This window comes from Hymenobacter sp. (genome assembly GCF_036388155.1).
In the GTDB taxonomy this organism is placed as follows: domain Bacteria; phylum Bacteroidota; class Bacteroidia; order Cytophagales; family Hymenobacteraceae; genus Hymenobacter.
Genome location: NZ_DASVSI010000050.1, coordinates 1 through 21,767 on the forward strand (window position 1 = coordinate 1; position 21,767 = coordinate 21,767).

General features: G+C 63.0%; 18 protein-coding genes. 5 read left to right on the plus strand and 13 right to left on the minus strand.

Annotated features, from left to right (window positions below; translation table 11 throughout):
- Window positions 1-3,610: alpha-2-macroglobulin family protein (locus VF629_RS07270; RefSeq protein WP_331057801.1), on the minus strand; the 3,610-nt coding region annotated here is incomplete at its 3' end.
- A 373-nt stretch (window positions 3,611-3,983) separates the two neighbouring features.
- Between VF629_RS07270 and VF629_RS07275 the strand changes: the two genes are divergently transcribed.
- Window positions 3,984-4,847, plus strand: a complete 864-nt coding sequence (locus VF629_RS07275) for a M28 family peptidase (protein ID WP_331057802.1) — start codon at window positions 3,984-3,986, stop codon at window positions 4,845-4,847.
- A 97-nt stretch (window positions 4,848-4,944) separates the two neighbouring features.
- On the opposite strand, the gene VF629_RS07280 is transcribed toward VF629_RS07275, so the two are convergent.
- Window positions 4,945-5,496, minus strand: coding sequence for a DUF4269 domain-containing protein (locus VF629_RS07280; protein ID WP_331057803.1), 552 nt, complete (start codon window positions 5,494-5,496; stop codon window positions 4,945-4,947).
- A 109-nt stretch (window positions 5,497-5,605) separates the two neighbouring features.
- Window positions 5,606-6,301, minus strand: a complete 696-nt coding sequence (locus tag VF629_RS07285; protein ID WP_331057804.1) for an HAD family hydrolase — start codon at window positions 6,299-6,301, stop codon at window positions 5,606-5,608.
- Between the two features lie 157 nt (window positions 6,302-6,458).
- Here VF629_RS07285 and VF629_RS07290 point away from each other — a divergent pair, with 157 nt between their 5' ends.
- The 3 genes from VF629_RS07290 to VF629_RS07300 all read left to right on the plus strand — a co-directional run bounded on the left by VF629_RS07290 (window position 6,459) and on the right by VF629_RS07300 (window position 9,483).
- On the plus strand, window positions 6,459-7,085 hold the full coding sequence (locus VF629_RS07290) for a chloramphenicol acetyltransferase (protein ID WP_331057805.1): 627 nt from the start codon (window positions 6,459-6,461) through the stop codon (window positions 7,083-7,085).
- 124 nt (window positions 7,086-7,209) lie between these two features.
- Window positions 7,210-8,115, plus strand: a complete 906-nt coding sequence (locus VF629_RS07295; RefSeq protein WP_331057806.1) for a LysR family transcriptional regulator — start codon at window positions 7,210-7,212, stop codon at window positions 8,113-8,115.
- 165 nt (window positions 8,116-8,280) lie between these two features.
- Window positions 8,281-9,483 (plus strand): threonine synthase, encoded by a 1,203-nt coding sequence (locus VF629_RS07300; protein ID WP_331057807.1) that lies wholly within the window; start codon window positions 8,281-8,283, stop codon window positions 9,481-9,483.
- A gap of 54 nt (window positions 9,484-9,537) precedes the next feature.
- Here VF629_RS07300 and VF629_RS07305 read toward each other — a convergent pair whose 3' ends face one another.
- The 8 genes from VF629_RS07305 to VF629_RS07340 form a co-directional block, all read right to left on the minus strand.
- Window positions 9,538-10,749, minus strand: coding sequence for a tetratricopeptide repeat protein (locus VF629_RS07305; RefSeq protein WP_331057808.1), 1,212 nt, complete (start codon window positions 10,747-10,749; stop codon window positions 9,538-9,540).
- A 3-nt stretch (window positions 10,750-10,752) separates the two neighbouring features.
- The gene (locus VF629_RS07310) at window positions 10,753-11,787 is read right to left on the minus strand and encodes a tetratricopeptide repeat protein (RefSeq protein WP_331057809.1); all 1,035 of its coding nucleotides are present in this window, start codon (window positions 11,785-11,787) and stop codon (window positions 10,753-10,755) included.
- A gap of 5 nt (window positions 11,788-11,792) precedes the next feature.
- Window positions 11,793-13,163 (minus strand): ATP-binding protein, encoded by a 1,371-nt coding sequence (locus VF629_RS07315; RefSeq protein WP_331057810.1) that lies wholly within the window; start codon window positions 13,161-13,163, stop codon window positions 11,793-11,795.
- 67 nt (window positions 13,164-13,230) lie between these two features.
- Window positions 13,231-13,497: a DUF167 domain-containing protein gene (locus tag VF629_RS07320; protein WP_331057811.1), complete on the minus strand. Its 267-nt coding sequence runs from the start codon at window positions 13,495-13,497 to the stop codon at window positions 13,231-13,233.
- A gap of 135 nt (window positions 13,498-13,632) precedes the next feature.
- Window positions 13,633-14,370: a Fe-S cluster assembly protein HesB gene (locus tag VF629_RS07325; RefSeq protein ID WP_331057812.1), complete on the minus strand. Its 738-nt coding sequence runs from the start codon at window positions 14,368-14,370 to the stop codon at window positions 13,633-13,635.
- 130 nt (window positions 14,371-14,500) lie between these two features.
- The gene (locus tag VF629_RS07330; RefSeq protein ID WP_331057813.1) at window positions 14,501-15,460 is read right to left on the minus strand and encodes a hypothetical protein; all 960 of its coding nucleotides are present in this window, start codon (window positions 15,458-15,460) and stop codon (window positions 14,501-14,503) included.
- Between the two features lie 215 nt (window positions 15,461-15,675).
- Entirely contained in the window at window positions 15,676-16,086 is a 411-nt protein-coding gene (locus tag VF629_RS07335; RefSeq protein ID WP_331057814.1) for a response regulator, read from the minus strand.
- A gap of 110 nt (window positions 16,087-16,196) precedes the next feature.
- A complete protein-coding gene (locus VF629_RS07340) occupies window positions 16,197-17,687 on the minus strand; it encodes a sensor histidine kinase (RefSeq protein ID WP_331057815.1) in 1,491 nt (496 codons plus the stop codon).
- Between the two features lie 81 nt (window positions 17,688-17,768).
- Between VF629_RS07340 and VF629_RS07345 the strand changes: the two genes are divergently transcribed.
- A complete protein-coding gene (locus VF629_RS07345) occupies window positions 17,769-18,590 on the plus strand; it encodes an RNA methyltransferase (RefSeq protein WP_331057816.1) in 822 nt (273 codons plus the stop codon).
- Window positions 18,591-18,598: 8 nt separating this feature from the next.
- Here the strand turns inward: VF629_RS07345 and galB are convergent, their stop codons facing one another.
- Entirely contained in the window at window positions 18,599-21,067 is a 2,469-nt protein-coding gene (gene galB / locus VF629_RS07350) for a beta-galactosidase GalB (RefSeq protein ID WP_331057817.1), read from the minus strand.
- A 104-nt stretch (window positions 21,068-21,171) separates the two neighbouring features.
- A complete protein-coding gene (locus VF629_RS07355) occupies window positions 21,172-21,687 on the minus strand; it encodes a DUF6630 family protein (RefSeq protein WP_331057818.1) in 516 nt (171 codons plus the stop codon).
- Window positions 21,688-21,767 lie beyond the last annotated feature (80 nt).

The following is a 21,767-nucleotide window of genomic DNA, read 5'->3' on the forward strand; positions in this document are numbered from 1 at the left end:
CCGAGCCGAAGGCGTCGCCCTTGTAGGCCACGGCCATGACGCGCACGGCCCCGCTGAACTGCGGGACGCGCATTTTGTAGCGCACTTTGCCGTTGGCATCGGCCCGCAGCACGCCGCTCCACTTGGCCAGCAGCTGCACCCGGCGCGAGGGCACGGGCGTGGTGCGGCGACTCAGGTCGGCCCCGTCGCCGCCCACACTGCTGGTGCCCAGCTCGGGCAGCAGGAAGGGGTACACGTCGTAGGCATTTACTTCCAAGGCGCGCTTCTGGTAGAAGTAGCCGTAGGGGTCGGGCGTGAGGTAGTTTTTGATTTGCAGAATGCCCTCGTCCACCACGGCCAGCGTGACCTGGGCGCGGGGCGCGGTGGTGATTTCCACCGTCTGGAATATCTGCGAGCGGCTGGTGGCGGGCGCGGCAATGGCCACCGCGAGGCGAGCCCCCGGCTTTTCCACCGTGAGCGGCACGAAGCCGCGGGCCACGGTGAGCGGCAGGCGGTTGTCGGAGATGGCGCGAATGGCCGTGGCCGTCACGTACACGTTGGGCACGTGCTCGGCCTTGATGGGGATTTTGACCTGGGCCGATTTCTGGTCGGTGGTCACGTAGAAATGGTCGAGCACGCTGCCACGCTCCACAGTCACGAGCACGCGGCCGGGGAAGGGCGTTTTCAGCAGCAGGTTGGCGGTTTCGCCGGGCTCGTACTTGGCTTTGTCGGCCTCAATGGTCACCTCGCCCTCGTTGTTCACCTCGAAGGAATTGGCCTGGGTATCGCCGTAGCCATAGGCGTAGAAGCGCTGCGCCACGTAGCTCAGGGCACCGGGCCGGCTGATGCGCACCTCGTATTCGCCCGAGTTCAGGGGCGTGAAGCTGAACGCCGTGCCGTTGCCCACGGCCTGCGTGCGGGCCACAATGGTTTGCTCGCGTTGCTGCGAATTGTACACGTAGCGGCCGCCCTGGCGCTCCAGCACGGTTTCCCAGAGCAGGCGCACCACTTTTATCTGGGCCTGGGCGCTGGTGGGCTTGCCCTGCGGTGTGAGGGCCAGCAGGCGCACGGTGGCGGCCTGGCGCGTGTTCAGCAGTTCCGGAATGTCCTGGATGCCGAACATCGTGGCCTGGGTTTGCACGTCGAAGGTGGCGAGGCGGTTCACAGGCCGGCCGGTTTCGTCGAATACGGTGGCGAATGCCACGCCTTCCAGCGTGCCCAGGTCGCGCACTTCGGGCACGTCGAAGGTGGCGGTGGCTTTGCCGGTGGCATCGGTCATGCCCTCGCGGGTTGTTTTTTCGAAGCGTGAGGTGGGCGTAGTAGTTGTTTCTTCGCCGTCTTCCGACGTAATGGTTTTGCGCCGCTCGCCGCTGTTGATGTCGAAGGAGTAGCCGGGGAAGTTTTTGGGCGCGAAGCTTTTCTCTTTCAAGGAGAATTCCACCTCAAACTTCCGGTCGGCCGCGGGCGGGCCGAACAGGTTTTGGGCGCTGATGGTGGCCGTCACGGTCTGGGCCGGTTTCAGCACGGTGGGCGCGGCAGTCACGCTCACTTTCAGGCGGTCGGGAATGAATTCTTCCACGCTGATTTGCTTGGACGTCAGCAGCACATCGTTGCCGGTCAGCACTTCCATCGTGTAGAGGCCGGTCATGATGGCGGGCGGCAGAATGAAGCGGCTTTCGAACGAGCCAGCAGCGCTCAGCTTCTGGCGCAGGCTGCTGTATTCCTTGCCGGTGGGCAGCAGCAGGCGGATTTTGACGGGCAGGTTGGCGGGCGGGGTTTGCCAGTCTTCGGTGCGCACCACGGTGTTGGTGCGCACGGTGTCGCCGGGGCGGTAGAGGTTGCGGTCGCCGTAGAGGAAGGCCTGGTAGCGGGCCGCATTACTGGTGAGGCCGCCCACTTCGAAGCGCGAGGTTTCGACCCGGCTTTTGTTGAGGTCGAGGAAGGTGAAGTCGGCGTCTTTCGTGGCCGTTATCATGCCCAGCTTAAAGCGTTTCATGCTGGCGGCGGAGTCGAAGGCAGCCACGCCGGAACCGTCCGTCGTCACCGTGCCGATGACTTGGTTATTCGAGCTCACCATGTTTACCGTCACGCCGCTCAGCGGTTGGGCCGTGCGGATGGAGTTGGCAAACACCAGCGTGCCGCCGGTGGCGCCCTGCCGCACAATCAGGCCCACGTCCGTCACGGCCACCAGCTTGCTCACTTGCAGCCACTGGCGCTCGGTGTCCTGCACGCGCACCACGTACAGGCCTTTCATGGCGCCCTGGAATTCCAGTTCCTTCAGGTCGAGGTTCAGCAGGCGCAGGCTGCCCGCTTTGGGTAAGCCGGTGACGGAAATGGTGCGCTCGGAAAGGACGTTGCCGATGTTTTCGGTGTCGTAGTAGCGGAAGCTGCGGTCGATGTATTCGCCGTCTTCGTCGCGGTTGCTGCCTTCGTCGTATTCGCTTTCCTCGCCATCGTAGCCGGGGTAGCCGTAGTTGGCCTCGCCGCGCAGCAATTGCTGAATGTTGTTGGCGTAGACCTTGGCAATGGTCACCTTCACCTTCTGCACCTCGTTGATGCGCAAACCCAGGTTGCGGGTGCCCAGCGCGTCGAGGTACATGGCCTTTTCGCCGCTGGCAAAGCTGATGCTGGGCCGCTCGGCCGCGAAGGAAACCAACTGACTGTAAGGCTCATACAGCTGCCCGCCTAGCATGCCGCGCGCGCCGGAAGCCAGCGTCACCTGATAGGTTTTGCCAACCACAAAATTGCCTTTCAGTGCAAAGCCGCTTTCCAGCGCTTCGATTGTAAAAGGCGCGCTTGGCGACACCTTCAGCACGCTTTGAATGTCGTTTACGGCCACTGGCTGGTTGGTGAGCACCGTCACCACGGCCTCGCCGTTTACCAGGGAGCCGGTCAGCTCGCGCACTTCCAGAATCTGCGGCTCGGGCACTTCCAACTGGGCGGTGAGCGGCTTGTCGGTGGCTTTGCCGCCCACGGCGGGCACCAGGCCGGGCGCCACTTCCACGGTCAGGGCCGCGCCGGGCTTCACGTCCTGCGTGAAGCTCAGACCCAGCGTCTTGTCGGGCTCGGCCGAAATGAGCTGCACGGCCACGGGCTTGCCGTCCTGGCTCACGCGCAGCAGCGGGCGCAGGTCCACGGGCCGCACGGGGTAGTTGAACACGAGGTTGGCGCGCAGCTCGGCGGTGCCCGCGGCCCGCTCCGAGCGGCCGTAGAACACCTGCGGCGTGGCCATGCCCAGGTAGGGCGTGTGGAAGCGCCGGCGGTTCAATTCCAGCTTGTCTTTGCCGCTGGGCATGTTTTCGGTACGCAGCGCGGCGTCGAACACGGTGCTGGGGCGAAAGGGCTCCAGCGGCGAAAAGGTCAGCTCCCGGTCGCCGGTCCACTTGAACTTGCCGCGCACGGCCGGCGTGAACTGCACGTACTGCGTGGTGTCCCAGCGGTTGAGCTGGGCGTCGGCCACCACGGCCTCGTCAAACGTGAAGATGAGGTTGGAGTAGGGGTCGATTTCTTCGCCGTCGGTTTGCTCGGTGGCGGCCTGTTCCTGGGCCGTTTTTTTGGAGCAGGAAGAGGCAACAAATAGCGCCAGAAACAGCAGCAGAAGGGGTAAGCGGCGCAGAAATGTGAGGTGCATAAAAAGCGGGAGCGTAAGGACGCGGGAAGGTATATATATTCCGGCTTTTTAGATGCTGCTTGCAGAAGCTTAATCTTGAGTTGGCTCACCCTCGTTCACCTCACCCCTGGCCCTACCGGATACGACCCCGGTCCTGCGGAGAGGGGAACCGGACGGACTGTAGCGTGGACTTTTAGTCCGCGAGTTGCTCACATCTGCACAATTTACGCGCGGACTAAAAGTCCGCGCTACCATTCGTTTGGCTCCCCTCGCCGCGGGAGAGGGCCCGGGGGTGAGGTTCCGCGGGGCTGAATTCTTCCACCATTTTATAAGCTCAACCAACCGCCCCGCCTTCTCCCCAGCCGTATAAAATTCACCTACTAATCCTACCATTATGCCCGCCGACCAAACCCGCCTGCACGCCGACGTCACTTTCCTCACCAACCTGCAACCGGCCCGCAATTGCCACAACTTGCAGTCGCTCAACAAAGCGGCCGACTACATCAAGGGCTGCTTCGAGAAGCTGAGCGGCACCGTCTCGGAGCAGGCGTTTACGGCCGATGGGCGGCGCTACCGCAACATCATTGCTTCCTTCGGCCCGCCTGAGGCCGAGCGCATCGTTGTGGGGGCGCACTACGACGTGTGCGGCGACCAGCCCGGCGCCGACGACAACGCCAGCGCCGTGGCCGGCCTCATTGAAACTGCCCGGCTGCTGCACCTGGACCGCCCGGCGCTCAAGCACCGCATCGATTTTGTGGCCTACCCCAACGAGGAGCCGCCCTACTTCGCCACCGAGCACATGGGCAGCGCCGTGCACGCCAAGGCCCTGCACGCGGCCAACATCAAGGTGCGAGCCATGATTTGCTACGAAATGATTGGCTACTTCAGCGACAAGCCCAACTCGCAAAGCTTCCCCAACGAAGCCTTGGCCAAGCTGTACCCTTCCACCGGCAACTTCATTGTGGTGGTGGGCAAAACCGGCCAGGAAGCTTTCACTCAGCAGGTGCAGCAATTGATGAAGCCCCACGCCGGCCGCCTCGACGTGCAGCGCATCAACCTGCCGGCGGAAATGGGCCTGGCCGGCCTCTCGGACCACCGCAACTACTGGCGCCATGGCTACAACGCCGTGATGATTAACGACACTTCCTTCCTGCGCAACCCGAACTACCACCAGAAAACCGACACCATTGACACGCTGGATTTTCCGCGCATGGCGCAGGTAGTGAACGGCGTGTACGGGGCGTTGCTGGCGCTCTGAAAACTAAACACACCAATAGAAACGTCATGCTTCGGCTGCGCTCAGCATGACGTTTGCGAATACATTCGTTAAGCTAACGATTGCCAAGAAGCCTGAGTCAGGACAGCGGATGACGTGCTAGAAGCGCCTGCAGCTCGGCTGGCGTTTTGTCCTCCAAAGTGAGCAGCGCCTCGTATGGGTCGCCCGGAAGATGTAGCAAAGCGGCAAAGGCCGGCTCGGTTTTCAGGCCTTGCGTTTTGAGGTGTTGCACGGCCTGCCGCCACGCCTCGCCGCCGGCTTGCAGAATGGCGTGCTCCACCACCATGTGCCGAAACGCGCGTTGCTGCACGGCAGGTACGGCTTGGCCAAACACCTCTATTTCGGTGCCGAGATAAAAGAAAGTGCTGATGGTGCAGTTCAAGCCGCCAATAGTGGTTCGGCGCAGGCAGAAACCTGGCAGATGCCCATACTGCGCCCGCAGCACCGCGCTGAACTGCGCCTCCATCAACGGATGCACCTCGCACAGCACATCAAGGTCACTGCCCGGAACGTCAATGTTGAGGGGCACAGTACCGGCCAGTACCGGCCCGAAATCGGCCAGCGTCTGCCAAAGCTTTAGTATTTGCAGCGTCTCATGAGCCTCCCGCTGCCGGGGGGTGCCGTGTTGCATATAGGCAGGGTCAGTCCAATTTCTCACTGAGCAGGAATAATCGTCAACAAGCGCATTGAGCCGGTTTTCAATGGATGCAACTGAGCACTTTTGTTGATAGGCGGCTGGGTTAGCGCACATAGTCCAGCACTTCCCGCAGGGCCGTCACGGTATGGAAATTCACTTCGGCTAACTGTTCGGCCGGCACGTGCTCGTGAATCCAGTTGGCGTGGTAGGGCACGTGCACGGCGGGGTAGCCCAGGCGCGCCACCGGCAGAATGTCGGATTTCAGGGAGTTGCCAATCATCACAAAGTTCGCGGGCGTGGCCTCGAGGCGGGTGAAGAGGCGTTGGTAGGTGGGCTCATTTTTCTCGCTCACAATCTCAACGTAATCGAAAAAGTCGCCCAGGCCGGAACGGGCCAGCTTGCTTTCCTGGTCAAACAAGTCGCCTTTGGTAAGCACCAGCAGTTGGTGGCCGCGCAACTTGAGCTCCGTCAGCACCTCCACCACGTCGGGCAGCGGCTCGATGGGAAAGCGCAGCAGCTCCTTGCCCAGGTCCAGAATCTGCTGAATCTCACCCCCCACCACGGCCCCACCCGAGAGCTGAATGGTGGTTTCTATCATCGACAGCATAAACGACTTCGCCCCGTAGCCGAACAGCTGCATGTTGGCGCGCTGCACGTCGTAGAGCCGGGCGTTGATGGTGGGCTCGTCGGCATACGGCGCCAGCAGCCGCAAGAGTTGGAGTTCGACGTGGTCGAAGTGCGGCTGGTTGGGCCACAGCGTGTCGTCGGCATCGAAGGCAATGAACGTCTGAATAGGCATGGTTTGATGATTTAAAACGTCATGCAGAGCGCAGCGAAGCATCTCGCGTGGGGTAGCAACTCAATCGTAAGAGTTAGTGGTAGCACGCGAGATGCTTCGCTGCGCTCTGCATGACCGAACTGCGCCAACTCCGCAAAGCTACCGACCTTTGCCTTCCATGAAGCACCTGATTGACCAGGCCCAGTGGCCGCGCCGCGAGCATTTTGCCTTCTTTTCCGCTTTCGAAGAACCCTTCTTTGGTCTCACCGCCAACGTGGACTGCACCGCCGCTCAGGCCGAAGCCAAGCGTCTGGGCGTGTCGTTTTTCCTGTACTACCTCTACCACGCCCTCGAAGCGGCCAACGAGGTGGAGGAATTCCGCTACCGCATCGAAGACGGCCAGGTGTACTGCTACGACCGCATTCACGTGTCGGCCACCCTCGGCCGGGCCGACCACACATTCGCCTTTTCCTTCATCGAGCAGAACGATGAGCTGGCAGGGTTCATAGCCGCCGCCGAAGCCGAGATTGCCGCCGTGCAAGCCAGCACCGGCCTGCGGCTGAGCGACGCCACCGCCCGCCCCGACGTAGTGCACTGCTCGGCCATTCCGTGGGTGCGCTTCACGGCGCTCTCGCACGCCCGCAGCCTCAGCCACCCCGACAGCTGCCCCAAAATCTCCTTCGGACAAGTGTTTCAGGAAGGCGCTACCCGGCAGCTGCCCGTATCGGTAAACCTGCACCACGGCCTTGGCGATGGCTACCACGCGGGGCTGTTTTTTGCCGCGCTGCAACGGCGCCTGGGGTGAGCCCGGACGGGGTAGAGACGCATATTTGCGTCTCGTCGTTGAACGGTAATCGTATAAACGGCGCGGACGACGAGACGCAAGTATGCGTCTCTACATTAAAGCACGTGCTACCTTTTTTCATCTCATGCTTTCGCACCCGCACGAAGTCTTCTTGGAAGTGGCCCAACGCCTGAGCTTCACCAAAGCCAGCCAGGCGCTGTTCATCAGCCAGTCGGCCGTGAGCAAGCAGGTGAAGGCCCTGGAGGAGCACTACAAAACCGGCCTGTTCGAGCGCCTGGGCAGCAGCATTCAGCTCACGCCAGCCGGCCTCAAGCTCTACCAAAAGCTGCTGCAAGCCAAGCAGCTGCAGCAGGAATTGCACCAGGAGATGAGCGAGTTGAGCACCGAGTTTGCGCCCAGCATGCACCTGCTCATCGGGGCCAGCACCACTATTTCGCTCTACGTGCTGCCGCCCGTGGTTTCGGCCTATTTGCGCCAGCACCCCAACCGCCAGCTCAGCCTCAAAAACCGCAATTCCGACAACATCCTGCGGGCCCTGCTCGACCACGAAATCGAGCTGGGCATCATCGAAGGCATCCACAAGGTGAGCAACGTGACCTACACGCCTCTGCTCACCGACGACGTGGTGGCCGTGTGCGGCGCCAACAACCCGCTGGAAAACCGCACCCTCGAAGTGCACGACCTGCTCACCACACCGCTCGCGTTGCGCGAGGCCGGCTCTGGTACCCTGGCCGTGCTCGAGGAAGCCCTGGCCCGGCACCGCATCAAGCTGGCGGCCCTGCCGGTGCGCGTGCGCCTGGGCGGCACCGAGGCCCTCAAGAACTTCGTGCGCGTGGACACCTGCCTGGCTTTCCTGCCGCGCCAAGCCGTGGTGAAAGAGCTGGCTTCGGGCGAATTCTCAGAAGTAAAAATCAGGAATTTTCCGTTGAAGCGGGAGTTCAACTTCATTCAGCGCAAGGGCACCGAGAACAACGCACCGTACCGCGACTTCCTGCTTTTTACCAAGCGTTATTATTCCCGCAAGGCATAGCCTATTCCAAATACCCATCCCAGATTGGCATACCACGGCTGAACAGTTCCCGTACTTTGGGGCGGTGAGGCAGTGAACTGGTGAGATGGCGAGTCTAACGTTCCATCTGCGCAGTGCGAACATCAAACTCACCACTTCGCCATCTCACCGTCTCACCATTTGTAGATGAATCTGGTAGCCTCTGAATCCCTTTCGCGCTTGGTGGCGCTGCACTGCTCACAGTGCGGAAAAGCATATTCGGCCTTCGACTTGCAGCGTGCGTCGGCCTGCTGCAGCCAGCCCCTGGTGGCCGACTACGACCTGCACGAGCCCCTGAGCCGCGACGTCATCGACCGGGCCGACTCTTCTATGTGGCGCTACGGCGCGCTGCTGCCCCTGCTGCGCGAGGAGAACAAAGTAACCCTGGGCGAAGGCATGACCCCCATGCTGCGCCTGCCGCGCTTGGCCGCGCGCTACGAGCTGTCTTCCCTTCTGCTGAAGGACGAAGGCCAAAATCCCACCGGCTCGTTTAAAGCGCGCGGCCTTAGCATGGCCATTTCCAAAGCCAAAGAGCTGGGCGTGGAAGGCTGCATTATCCCCACGGCCGGCAACGCGGGCGTGGCCATGGCCGCCTACTGCGCCCGCGCCGGTCTGCGGGCAGTGGTGGTAATGCCCCGCCACACTCCGCAGGCGTTCAAGGAAGAATGCTATTGGTACGGGGCCGAAGTGGAGCTGGTGGACGGCCTCATCAGCGACTGCGGCGCCCGCGTGCGCCAGCGCAACGCCGACGGCGCCCTGCTCGACATCTCGACCCTGAAGGAGCCCTACCGCCTCGAAGGCAAGAAAACCATGGGCTACGAAATTGCCGAGCAGCTCAACTGGACGCTGCCCGACGTGCTGCTGTACCCGGCCGGCGGTGGCACCGGTCTCATCGGCATCTGGAAAGCGTTTCAGGAAATGCAAGCCCTCGGCTGGCTGGCACCCGACGTGGCCTTGCCGCGCATGGTGGCCGTGCAAGCCAAAAACTGCTGCCCGCTGCTCGAAACCTACGCCGGCCGCCAGCCCAACTGCCACAGTTACCACGGCAGCCCCACGCTGGCCAACGGCCTAGCCGTGCCGCACCCCCTGGGCGAGGCCATGATGCTGCGCGTGCTGCGCGAGTCGCACGGCACGGTGGTGAGCGTAAGCGAAGAAGACATGCTGGCCGGCATGCGCGACTTGGGCCAGCAGGAAGGCCTGTTTGTGGCCCCCGAAGGCGCCGCCGTATGGATGGCGGCCCGCCAGCTGCTCGCCACCGGTTGGCTGCACCGCGACGAAAAAGTGCTGCTCCTGAACACCGGCAATGCCCAGAAATACCTAGACAACGTAGCCGGCCGCGCCTTTAGCTAAGCATTAGAAAACACCGCTGGTCAAAAGGGCCGTCCTGCTGGTTGTCCATACAGCTTAGCTCAAGGCAAACACCCAAACGTAGCCAATGCTGCCGATGAGAAAGGCACTGAATGCCCAGTTCGCCAGTTCGCCAAGGCCAACAATGTCGAGGCCGATAGCTGCCACGCCCATCACCGCCAGCACCACCCCGGCATAATAGGAGCGGGCGTGGTTGGGCGAGTGCCGCAGCCGCCACGTGCCCACCAACGGAAACAGCAGCCCCAACGACACGTACCCGGCACTCTGCACCGCCGGCAGGGGCAGGGCCGTGGCGTATGTGATAAGCGCCGCTACGCCAACGCCCAGCAACGCCAGGAACTGGTTGGAATGCCGCGTCTGCTCGGGACTAAGAGCCAGCCGACCATCGGCATTGAAGCGCAGCAGCGAGCTGAAAATGGAGTCGCTGAACCAGCTCATGTACACCAGCGCCAGATATGGAATCAGGAGCGGGCGCATGAACCGCGACAGCACAAACAAGCCGATAAACATGCCGCGCCGCGCCCCGTCGCTGAGCGAAGCCGACCAGTAAGTAAACCGCATAAACGTACGGTACACCCAAAAGCGGGCCTTGAGGGCTTCCACCAGCCCCTCGCGGGCAAAATCCGAGGTGGGGTCCAGGCGCAAGGCTTCGCGGAAGTGAGCTTGGGCCTCGGCCGGGCGGTTGGTTTCAAGGGCCACCCAACCGGCCTGCGCCTGGGTGATGCTGCTGTCGGCCCCGTAGCCCAGGGCCGAGCGGGCGGCGGTGCCGGCCTCCTGGGTGCGGCCTTGCCGGGCCAGGGCGCGGGCGTGCAGGCCGTGCAGGTCGGCGTGCTCGGCGTCGAGGCTGAGGCCGGTTTCGGCGGCTTGCAGCGCCGCCTGCCACTGCCCGCTTTGCAGGCGCAGCTGGCCCAGCAGGTGGTAGTAGTCGGCGTCGTTGGGGTCGAGGGCCAGGGCTTCGTTGATGGCCGCCAGCGCCTGCTTGGGGTGGTGTTGCCTGTCCTCAATCAGGGCCAGCGCGTAGAAGGCAAAATCATACTCCGGCGCCAGATGAATGGCCAGCTCCGCTTCGGCCTGGGCCTCGGCTAGCTGCTCTTGTTCCAGCAGGCACACGGCCAGTAGGGCATGGGCCACGAAATCGTGCGGGTCCTCGCCAAGCTGGCGGCGCAGCTCGGTGGCGGCCAGCGCGTGGCGTTTCTGGCTCAGCAGCAGCTGCACGCGAGGGAGGTAGGGGGTAGAATTAAGGGCCATAGATTAAAAACGAGGAAAGGAATTGTCCTTGCTTTGCCGCTTGCGCATGTATTGTACCGCGAAAATGGCCATCATGAAAATGGCCGGTCCTGCACGCAGCCGAAGTGTTACGTTCAAATAAATAGCCGCTGCCAACAACATAGCCAACGCTGCCCACGCCGGTGGCGAAGAAGCCCATGGCCGCAGCAAAGCGGGTTTATTATGCAGTTGAAAAAGTGGGTCGTGGCGGTTGAGCCATTCCGCCCGAGAGGTATAGGCCACGACGGCTAAGCGGACTGGCAACGTCCTAAACCCCAGCTCGACCCCGAGAGTCCGTTCGCTCGCTTCTCGTCGTACGGCTCCAAGCAGCCAAGCTGGCCAAGTGGCTAACTGACGGGCTGACTGCAGCAGCGGCACTAATTGAGCAGCCTCTTCGGGCGATTGACGCAGGGCCTCTGCCAGGTGCGGCTCGGCGGCCCGGGGTTCGAAGCGTTTCAGTAGTAGCTGGCCTAAATGGCTGTGCACCAATGCGCTCTCTGGAGCTACCTGCAGGAGCAGGTCAAAATCTTGGTCGGCCGCATGGGGCCTGTCGCGGGCCTCTTGAGCCAGGGCACGCCACAACAAGCAATTGGGTTGCTGCGGGTCTATTCGTAACCCGGCCTCGCCGCACTTCACGGCCTCAGCGTAGCGGCGCTGCACGTAGAAAAGTTGGGCCCGATAGCCGTAGTATTCGGCTTGATGCGGAGCCAGGCGCAGCGCTTCATCCACAGCCGTTATTGTTTCGTGCAACTGCCCCAGTTGGCCGCGCACCTGCGCTAGTGCATAGTGTGCCTCGGCGGCTTCCGGAGCTATGCGAATGGCCGCTTGGGCCGCTTCCCTGGCCTCAGTAAGCCGATTGAGTTGCTGAAGGGCAGCCGCCAGGGCGAGAAAGGTTGCCCAGCCGGCGGGGTCGGCGGCCAGGCGCTGGCGGGCCAACTGCTCCGCGAGTTGCGGCCGGTGGTGCTCCAGCAGCAGCCAGATGCGCTCAAGCTCAGGAATACTGGTAGCAGACCCCGTCATAGCCGCTAATTGCCCGGCTTCTTCACCCCCAAATACACCAGAATGTCGTCATACAGCCCGCCCTCGTTGGAGTACAGCGCGTAGTTGCGGGCCGTGGCGAACCATTCCTTGGTGCTGGGCTTCACCAGCTTGGCGGCGTCCAGCAGGTGGCTTTGCTCAATGGGCAGGGGCCGGCCGCTGCGCATGGAGGCGCGCAGGCACACGTCCACGGCCCCGTCTACCAGGGCCATGAGGTCGGCGCCGCTGAGGCCGGCGGTGCGGGCGGCTACGGCCGTGGTGTTCACGCCGGGGGCCAGGGGCTTGCCGCGCAAGAGAATATCGAGAATGGCGGCGCGGGCCGGCTCGTCGGGCGGCGTAACCAGGGTAATGCGGTCGAAGCGGCCGGGGCGGCGGAAGGCCGGGTCGAGGTGCCAGGGCGCGTTGGTGGCGGCCATAATGAGCACGCCCTCGTTGGAGCGGGTGGCGCCGTCCAGCTCCTCCAGAAACTGGTTGATGACGGTGCGGCCGGCACTTTGGCGCAAGTCGTGGCGGTTGGCGGCCAGGGCGTCTACCTCATCAAAAAACAGCACGCACGGCGCCTGGGCCCGCGCCAATTCAAACAGCTGGTGCAGGTTTTTTTCGCTGTTGCCCAGCCACATGTCCAGAATGTCGGCAATGCCCACGCTGATGAAGCTGGCCTGCACCTCGCCGGCCGTGGCACGGGCCAAGTGAGTTTTGCCGCAGCCGGGCGGGCCGTAGAGCAGCAGCCCGCCGCCGCTGGCCTTGCCATAGGCTTTGTACAGGTCCGGGAATTGCAGGGGATGGATGATTTTGAGGCGGATTTCGTCCTTCACCGCCTCCATGCCGCCCACATCGGCGAAGTTGATTTTGGGCCTTTCCAAGCCCATCAGTTGGGCCTGCGCGCTGGGCGCATCGTCGTCGGGCGGCGGAGGGGTGCCGTAGCCGCCGCTGGCAGGCGTGGGCACGCGGCGGGCCGGCGCGGCGGCTTCCAGGGCCTGGCCCAGGTCGCGGTCGGCCAAGCCGGGGTTGATTTCTAGGGCGTGGGCGTAGGCCTCGCGGGCTTCGGTGGGCTGGCCGGCGGCCAGCAGCAGGCGGGCGTGCAGCAGGTGCGCGGGGGCGTAATCGGCGCGTTGACCCAGCAAATCTTCCACCACCACAAAAGCCGCCGAGTGCTTGTTGCTGGCAAAGTAAGCTTCGGCCAGGCTCAGGCGCAGGGCGTCGTCGGTGGGGTGCTGGCGCAGGCCGTCGCGGCACAGGGTTTCGGCCTCCTGGTGCCGGCCGGCCGCGTTGAGCTGGCAGGCCACGTGCTGGCGCAGGGGCAGGTTATCGGGTGAAAACTGCAGGGCGTCGAGCAGCGGCTGAAGGTCGGCGGACATAGGGTAGAGTAGCTTATCAGCCGGAAAGTTAACGTGCGCGCACCGTCGATTGGCGATAGTCAATTCTTTAACCGGGCAGCTGTGCCAAGACGGCCTGTCCGGCCTCGTCGCTTAGGCCTTCTATCTCGACCTTTTTGAACGGAGAGGTGTGCCCGCTCAGCAAGACAACCCGGCTCTTGGGCACGTTGAAAATGTCGGCCAGAAACGCCAGCAGCACCGCATTAGCATGGCCTTCCTGGGGTGGTGCTTGCAGGCGCACGGTTATCGAGCCATCGGCGGCGCGCAGCAACTGGTTTTGCCGGGCATTGGGCTTGGCGCGCAAGTGCAGAATCATGACTTGGTTGTTTAAAAAAATAAACAGAACGTCATGCTGAGCGCAGCCGAAGCATCTCTACCGCAATAGTAAATGAATTACTTGCGCGGTAGAGATGCTTCGGCTGCGCTCAGCATGACGTTCTTAATTCCGCCGCTATTGCCTTACCCGCGCTTGCCCAAACGGGCACTGGTCCAGCACCACGCAGCGGCCACAGGCGGGCGTGTGGAAGTAGCAGCATTTCTGACCGTGGTACATGAGGGCTTCGTGGTGGTCGTACACCTGCTGGGCGTCCCAGTTGGGCGGCAGCAGGACTTCCAGCAGCTTGTGGGCGGGACCTTCGCCCACTTTCGGGCCGATGAGGGCCAAGCGTTGGGCCACGCGGTGGTGGTGGCTGTCGACGGGCATGGCCGGGATGCGCAGTGAGCTGAAAAGGAGGGTGGCCGCGCTGGTTTTGGGCCCTACGCCACTGATGCTCTCTAGCCAGGCGCGGGCTTCCGGCACGGGCATCTCGGCCAGGAAATCCAACGAGCACGGCGCATCGGTCCCGCAGCGCTCGCTGATTTCGCGCAGCACGGCCTGGATGCGGGGCGCTTTCTGCTCGGGCCAGGTGCAGGCGCGGAGGGCATGCTGCACAGCTTCGGTGGGGGCGTCGCGCACGGCTTCCCAGGTGGGAAACGTGGCCCGCAGTTCCTGATAAGCGCGGTGCGAGTCGGCGTTTTTGGTACGGTGCGAGAGCAGGGCGCTTACCAGCTCGCTCAGCGGGTCTTTGGTGCTGAAAAACGGGAATGGCGCCCCGTATTCGGCGCACAGCCGCTCGTGTACCAGCAACGCTTTGGCTTGGCGGGTGGCAAAATCAGGGGCCAGGGGGCCGGCAGCAACGGCAGGTTTCATGCTCAGCTTACGCGGGCAATTGGGGCTGAGTTAAATAAAAAGAGGAACAAAGAATTGTCATTGCGAGGCCGCAGGCCGTGGCAATGACAATTCTTTGTTCCTCTTTCTTCATCAAACGCAGCGCCTCGCTCTATTTCCCCGAGTTGTAGAGAGAAATGGCTTGGCGCTGGTTGTTGGCCTGCTTGCTTTGCAGCACAATGGGCACGATGAGAACGGGAATGGCGGCGTAAATCAGCGGCGAGATAGACCGGCCATTGTCGGTGGGCCGCAACGACTGCAGCGCCCCGGCCACCATGAGGCCGCCGCCCACCACGTAGCTCGCAATGGTGGCTTGGCGGTAGCGCCGCGACTCGGCCAGCAGCTGCTGGGCGCCGGCGTTGTCGGCCGTGGCCAGCATCAGGTTGCGGGCGCTGAGGCTCTGGATGGGGCCGTTGTCTTTGGAGAAATACTCGGTTTTCACCGTGCGGTAGCCGCCATACGGGTAGCCGCCAAAGCCGCCATAGCCGTAGCCATACCCCGGGTATCCCAGGCCGCCGGGGCCCGAGCTGTACTGCGTGGTGGTGACGGAATACAGGCTGATGCGCCCGGTCTTGTCGCGCCGCAACGTTGACTCGCGCGAGGAGCCCGGCAACTGCGTGCGCACGTAGTGCCCCGACTCATCCTCGTAGAACCCGACCTCGGCCAACTCAAACTTGCGCTGCCCGTCGAGCAGCACGTAGGAGCGTCCAAACAGCGGCTGTTTCAATTCCACGTCGGAGGCGGTGTACACCATGCCGTTTTTCAAGCCCACCTGAAAGCGGGCCGCGCGGGTATTATCGCCGGGCAGCTGGCCGGGCCGCGTGGGCGCGTAAACGGGCGCAGGGGCCGAGGCCGGGCCGGGCTGCGGCGCCGTGGCCGCTCGCCGCGCGGTGTCGGTCGGGGCCACGGGCACGGTATCCAGCTGGCGCGGGGCCGGGGCCGGACGGTTTTGGGCCGGGTTGGGTATCGACGGCGGCGCACCCAACTGGCGCGGGCCTTGGTCTTGCGCGTGGGCACCACGCCCCCCAAGCAACACCACAAGCAAAGCCGGAAAAAGAGCGGGAATTCTCATAAACTAGACAGCGAGAGGAACAGTAGGGCCGAACAAGGTACCAATGCGCAGCAAATAATGCAGAACCGCCCAAAAGTCCGCCAGCGGGCGCCGCAACACGCAGCGCCCCCACAACTCCAACGAGGCTCGGGGCCGTTTATTCCCTGCAAAGTCTCGGCCAAAGCGCGGGCGTTGCTTCCCCAAGCCCCAGAACTGGCTTCCGCCTGCCGGCCTCCTTACTTCAACAACTTTTCCAGCAAGCTGAGGCTGTCGGCGAGGTCCGGGCTGGTTTCAAAATCCAACGGTTTGAGGATGTAGCCGCTCACGCCCAGGTTTTCAGCGCTGACGCGGTCCACGTCCATGCTGGAAGTGGTGGTGATGAAGACCGGAATGTCCCGGAACTCGGGGTTGGAGCGCAATTCTGTGAGGAATTCGATGCCGTTCATGCGGGGCATGTTCAAGTCCAGCAAGATGACTTCGGGCAGGGGGCGCAGGGGCTCGCTGCCGTTGCGGCCCAGTAGCAGGTCCAACGCTTCTTCGCCATTAAAAGCCGTGTGCAGCTCGTGGGGCACGTTGAACTTGGCGAAGGACTTCTCCGCCGTCATGGTATCAAAAATATCGTCTTCTACGAGTAAAACAGAGCGCATGCAATAACGGATAAAGGGCGAATTCGAATGAATGGATTTCCGCGGGGCAGCCACGGAGTAGCCGGGCTCAACAATCGTAAATTGGCGTAATGGGTTCCCGGCGGGGAGATTTACTTGGGCCACGTAAAAATAAACCCCGCCCCCTGGCCCGGCGCCGACTCCACTCGGATGGTGCCGTGGTGCTCGTCAATGATTTTTTGCACAATGCTTAAGCCAATGCCGGTGCTTTCGGCGGTATTTCGGTCGCGCAGGGTCTGGAACAGCAGAAATATCTTTTGGTGGTACTCCGGCGCAATGCCCGGCCCGTCGTCCTGCACCCGAAACTCGTAGAGGGTGCCCGCGTCGCGGCAAGTCACTTCTAGGTGGCCGGCGCCCCGCTGGTGGTACTTCACCGCGTTGCTGAGCAGGTTGGTGAATACCTGCTGCAAGCCCAGCCGGTCCGTTACGAAGGTGGGCATGTCGGGCCCGATGCGCAGGGTAAAGTCGGGCGGCACCACCAGTTCGGCCACCTCGCTCAGCAGCAGTTGCACGTTTACCTGGCTGGGCGTTTGCGCCGTGCGCCCCACGCGGGCGTAGGCCAGCAGGCCGTTGATGAGGTCTTCGAGGCGGCCCAGGCGGCCTTTCATTTGGTCGAGGTAGGTGCGGAGCTGCGGAGAAATTTCGGCGGCCAGCTCGTCCTCAATCCACCGCACAATGGTGGTCACGCCTCGTAGCGGGGCCTTGAGGTCGTGCGAGGCCACGTAGGCAAATTGGTCGAGCTCCTGGTTGCGCTTTTCGAGGGCGCTGAAGCTGGCGTCCAGCGTTTGAGTCATCCGGTTAAGCGACGAGGCCAGTCCGCCCAGGTTGTCCTCGGCCGTGTCGGTGATTTTGACCGTGTAGTCGCCCTGCACCACCTGCTCGGCCAGTGCGCGAATTTGGGCAATGCGCCGGCTGATTTCGGCGTTGATGTCGGCTAGTTCGCCCTGCAGGCGGCGGTTATCGGCCAGCTCTTTCACGATTTTTATCACCAGCCACACCACAATCAGAATGGCCAGAATGGCCGACACCAGCACCACGATGGGCGTGGCTTTCTCGAACACGTCTTGCAGGGCGGTGCGCTGGGCCAGCAGCGCCAGCTCGTTGTTCTTGATGCGGTCGTAAAGCAGGCGCACCTGGCGCAGGGTCTGGCGGTCGGTGTCGAGCAGGGTTTGCATGGCCGCCTGGCCCATCGACTTTCTGATTTCCGTGAGCGGCCGCAGGATGCGGAATTCCTGCTCCACCAGCATTCGCAATGAGTCGAGCCGCGCGCGTTGTGCGGGGTTGTCCACGGTGAGTTCCTCGATGCGCTGCAGGCTGGCGGGCAGCTCCCCCGAAGCAATGCTGTAGGGCCGCAGGTACATCGTGTCGCCGGTGAGGAGGTAGCCGCGGGTGCCGGCCTGGGCATCCTTCAGCGCGCCCGTAATGGCGGCGGCTTCCTGGAGGACTTGGTAGGTGTGCTGCACGCGCTCGGTTTGCACGCTCAGCCCGCGGATGCTCCAGAACGAGGCCGAGGCCGTGAGCAGCAAAATGCCCACGGCCAGCGACAAGCCGACGATGATTTTGGGGTCAATTTTCGATTTCATTGGCTGCGAAGGTACTGGCCCGCCCTACGCCTGGGCCTGGCCCAAGGTTGGGCTGGGCGCGCCGCCGGTATCTTTGCGCCCATGCCGTTTTCCCCGTCCGACCGCCTCAGCAGCCCCCAAAACCCCCGCATCAAGCAACTGCTGCGCCTCCAGCAAAAGTCCGCCGCGCGCCGCGCTTTGGGCCTCACCTTGGTCGAAGGCCTGCGCGAGCTCACCATTGCCGTGGAGGCCGGCGTGCCCGTGGCCACCGTGTATTCCTGCCCCGAACTGGCCGGCGAAACCGGCCAACGAGACCTGCAGCAGCTATTCTCCGGCCTGGACAAAGCTCCCGAGTGGTTTGAAGTGACCAAGCCCGTCTTCGAAAAAGTGGCTTACCGCGAAGGGTCCGATGGCCTGCTGGCCGTGCTGCGCACCCCCGCCCGCACCCTCGCCGACCTGCGCCTGCCGCCCAACCCGCTCGTCATTGTGCTCGAAGCCGTGGAAAAGCCGGGCAACCTCGGCGCCATCCTCCGCACCGCCGACGCGGCCCCTGTCGACGCCGTGCTCATCGGCGACCCGCGCACCGACCTGTTCAACCCCAACGTCATTCGGGCCAGCATTGGCTGCGTGTTCACGGTGCCCACGGTGGCCGCCCCAGTGGCCGACATCCTCGCGTTTCTCCAGGAAAAAGGCATTCGGACCTACGCCGCGGCTCTGGCCCCAGAGTCCAAAAACTACACCGAATACGACTTCCGCGGGCCCACGGCGCTGGTCATGGGCACCGAAGCCGACGGCCTCACGCCCCAGATGCGCGCCGCCTGCGACGAAACCATCATCATCCCCATGCGCGGCCGCATCGACTCGCTCAACGTGAGCGTGGCCACGGCCGTGCTCACGTTTGAGGCCGTACGCCAGCGCGGGTAGGAGCGGGCTTAGCGCGCGGCGCTGGTTTTTAGCTCCACGGCACCGCTTTGCAGGCCGCTGCCGGTGGCTTGCAGTTTCAGGGTGCCCGCGGTTTTCGTGGTTTCCACAATGGCCACCAACTGGCCGCTGAACGCCTTCATGTGGGGCTCCTGAAACGACTCCAGGCTGGTGGGGTCGCCGTTGCCCACGGCGCGGAAGCGTCCGGCGCCGCTCACGGCAAAGCGCAGCTCGGTGGCCGCGTTGGGGCACAGGTTGCCTTGCGCGTCCTCAATGCGGGCCGTCACGAAGGCGAGGTCTTTGCCGTCGGCTGTCAGGGCCTTGCGGTCGGCCACCAGCCGAATGTGGTGGGGCTTGCCCGCGGTGCGCACCTGCTCGGTAGCCACGGCTTTACCTTGGGCGTCGTAGGCCACCACTTTCAGGGTGCCCGGCGCGTATTTCACGTCGTTCCACATCAGACGGTAGCGGGTTTCGGGCGTGTCGGCCGTGGTGGTGCGCTTGGTCTGGCGCCCCTGGCTTTTGCCATTCACAAACAGCTCAGCCGAAGGGTAATTGGTGTAGCAAAACACGGGAGTGGTTTGGCCCTCGCGGCCTGGCCAGGTCCAGTGCGGCAGCAGGTGCAGCGTGGGTTGGGTGGTGTTCCAGCGGGCCCGGTAGAGGTAGTACCGGTCCTTGGGCAGGCCGGCCAAATCCAGAATGCCAAATAGGGAGCTGTGCGACGGCCACGACTGGTCGTAGGGCGTGGGCTCGCCCAGGTAGTCGAAACCAGTCCACACGAACTCGCCCAGCACGTTGGGCACGTCGTCTTGCGACGCAAATTCAATGTCGGGAATTTGCGACCAGTTGCACGCCTCCAGGTCGTACGACGACGACTGATTGTCGGGATATTTCCGCTTCTTGGCCTTCACCACCGGAAACTTGTACACGCCCCGCGAGCTCACAGTCGACGCCGTTTCGGACCCCAGCAAGAAGCCCTGCGGCAGCTTCGGCAGCGCCTCGGCGTAGCGGTGGGGCTTGTAGTTGAAGCCCGGAATCTCCACCACCGGCGCAAAACCGTACTTAAAATCGTCGTCGAAACGGTCCATGCCCACGGCCACGGGGCGGGTGGGGTCTTCGCGGTGGCAGATGTCCTGTAAGCGCTTGGCAATGGCCGGCCCGCCGGCGTTGCTCTGGTCGGGCACCTCGTTGCCAGTGCTCCACATGATGACCGAGGGGTGGTTGCGGTCGCGGCGCACCATGTTCACCAGGTCCTTCTCGGCCCACTGGTCAAAATATTGGCTATACCCATTCTTCACTTTGGGCGACTTCCACTCGTCAAAGGCCTCCACCATCATCATAAAACCCAGCTCGTCGCACAGGCTCACCAGCTCGGGCGCGGGCATGTTGTGCGAGGTCCGAATGGCATCGCAGCCCATGTTTTTCAGCAGCACCAATTGCCGCCGGAGCGCCGCCGTGTTGATGGCCGCACCCAGGGGCCCCAAATCGTGGTGGTTGCACACGCCCTTGAACTGACGGACTTTGCCGTTCAGCGAGAAGCCCTTCCCGGCCTCAAATTTGAAAGAACGAATACCAAACGGCGTCTTGTACTCGTCCTTCAGCACGTCGCCCGCATACAGCTTGGAGCTGGCCGTGTACAAAACCGGCGTTTCCGGCGACCACAAACGCGGCGTGGGCACGGTCAGGTTCTGCTCGAATTCCTGGCCTGCGCTGGCGCCCAGCAGCGTCGTTACGCTGGCCACCACTTTCCCCGCCGCGTCCCGAATTTCAGTTTGCAAGCGCAAGCTCTGGGCTGCGCCTGCCGGCGCCACCACGCTGGTTTTGAGGCGCACGGTGGCGCTGGCCGCCGTGATTTCGGGCGTGGTCACGTAAGTGCCCCACACCGGAATGTGCACAGCATCGGTCACCACCAGGTGCACGTTGCGGTACAGCCCCGCGCCGGGGTACCAGCGCGACGATTCGGGCTGATTCTGCAGGCGCACGGCCAGCACGTTGTCGCCGGCCGGCTTCAGGTAGTCGGTTACGTCGAAGGAAAACGAATTGTAGCCGTAGGGCCAATACCCCACTTCCTTGCCGTTGACGAACACATGCGCGTTGCTCATGGCGCCGTCAAAAAGCAGCACGGCGCGCTTGCCCGGCGCAAATCCCGGCACGGCCAGTTGCCGCCGGTACCAGCCCGTACCGATAGAAGGCAAGCCGCCCGTCCGCCCAGCTTTCAGTGTGGCCGTTTTCTCGTTATTCTGCTCAATCTTAACTTCCTGCAAATCATTCCGGCCGTCAAACGGACCGTAGATGGCCCAGTCGTGCGGCACGGTCACGGTCTGCCATTTCGCATCCTGAAAGCCCGGCGTGGCGGCATCGGGCACGTCGCCCTTCGTGAATTTCCAATTGGTGTCCAGCAGGTATTCTTGCCGGGTTTGCGCAACGGCGGGGCGGGCAGCCAGCAAGAGCAAGGCAGCCGTTAGGGTTTTCAGAGCGTGCATGGGGCGGCGGGGATGGAAGCGTGTTTTCAGCTCGAAAGCTACGACCCGGGCCCATTTTGGCCTACAGCGCAGCATTTGCTGCGTGGCACATGAGCCCGCTTTCGCTAATAAATCGTCACGCCAAACCTCAACTCTTTGGCCAACTCGCGGGCCTGCTCCGTCTGCGCATCCGCTACCAAACTAAGCGGGTAAGAGTCGCTATCCAGCGCAAACAACACCAGCGCCAGGCCCAGCGGCTCTAGTGCATCTTGCAAAGCGTCGAGCACTTCGGGGCCAACATTGCGGCGGCCGGCCAGTGCCGAGTCGTCCACCCGCTGGGTTCGCCCTTGCGCCGCCAATGCATCATTCACGTCTTCAACCAGCACCGTGGCTGGCTCGCTCGCGTCGCTTTCCCAAAGCAGGCCTTCGCTATACAGCGCGTCGATGAGCGCAACGTCACGTAGTTCTTGTGCCGGTAGGGCGTCCGCCATGTCACGCTCCTCCAACTCGTCGGCGTATTGTTCCTGATAAGCCGCGGGGTCGCTCAGGGCCAATTCCAGCCGCTCACGTACCCGCTGGGTAGCATCGGGGTCGTGTAAGGTGAAAAGCTGGACGAAACGGCTAAGGTTTTCCTGATTCATAAGTGTGAAATCGGCCTAAAACGAAGGCTTTGGGAATGGTGTCGGGTAAATCGAGTCCGGCCTTTCCGCCGACCCTCATG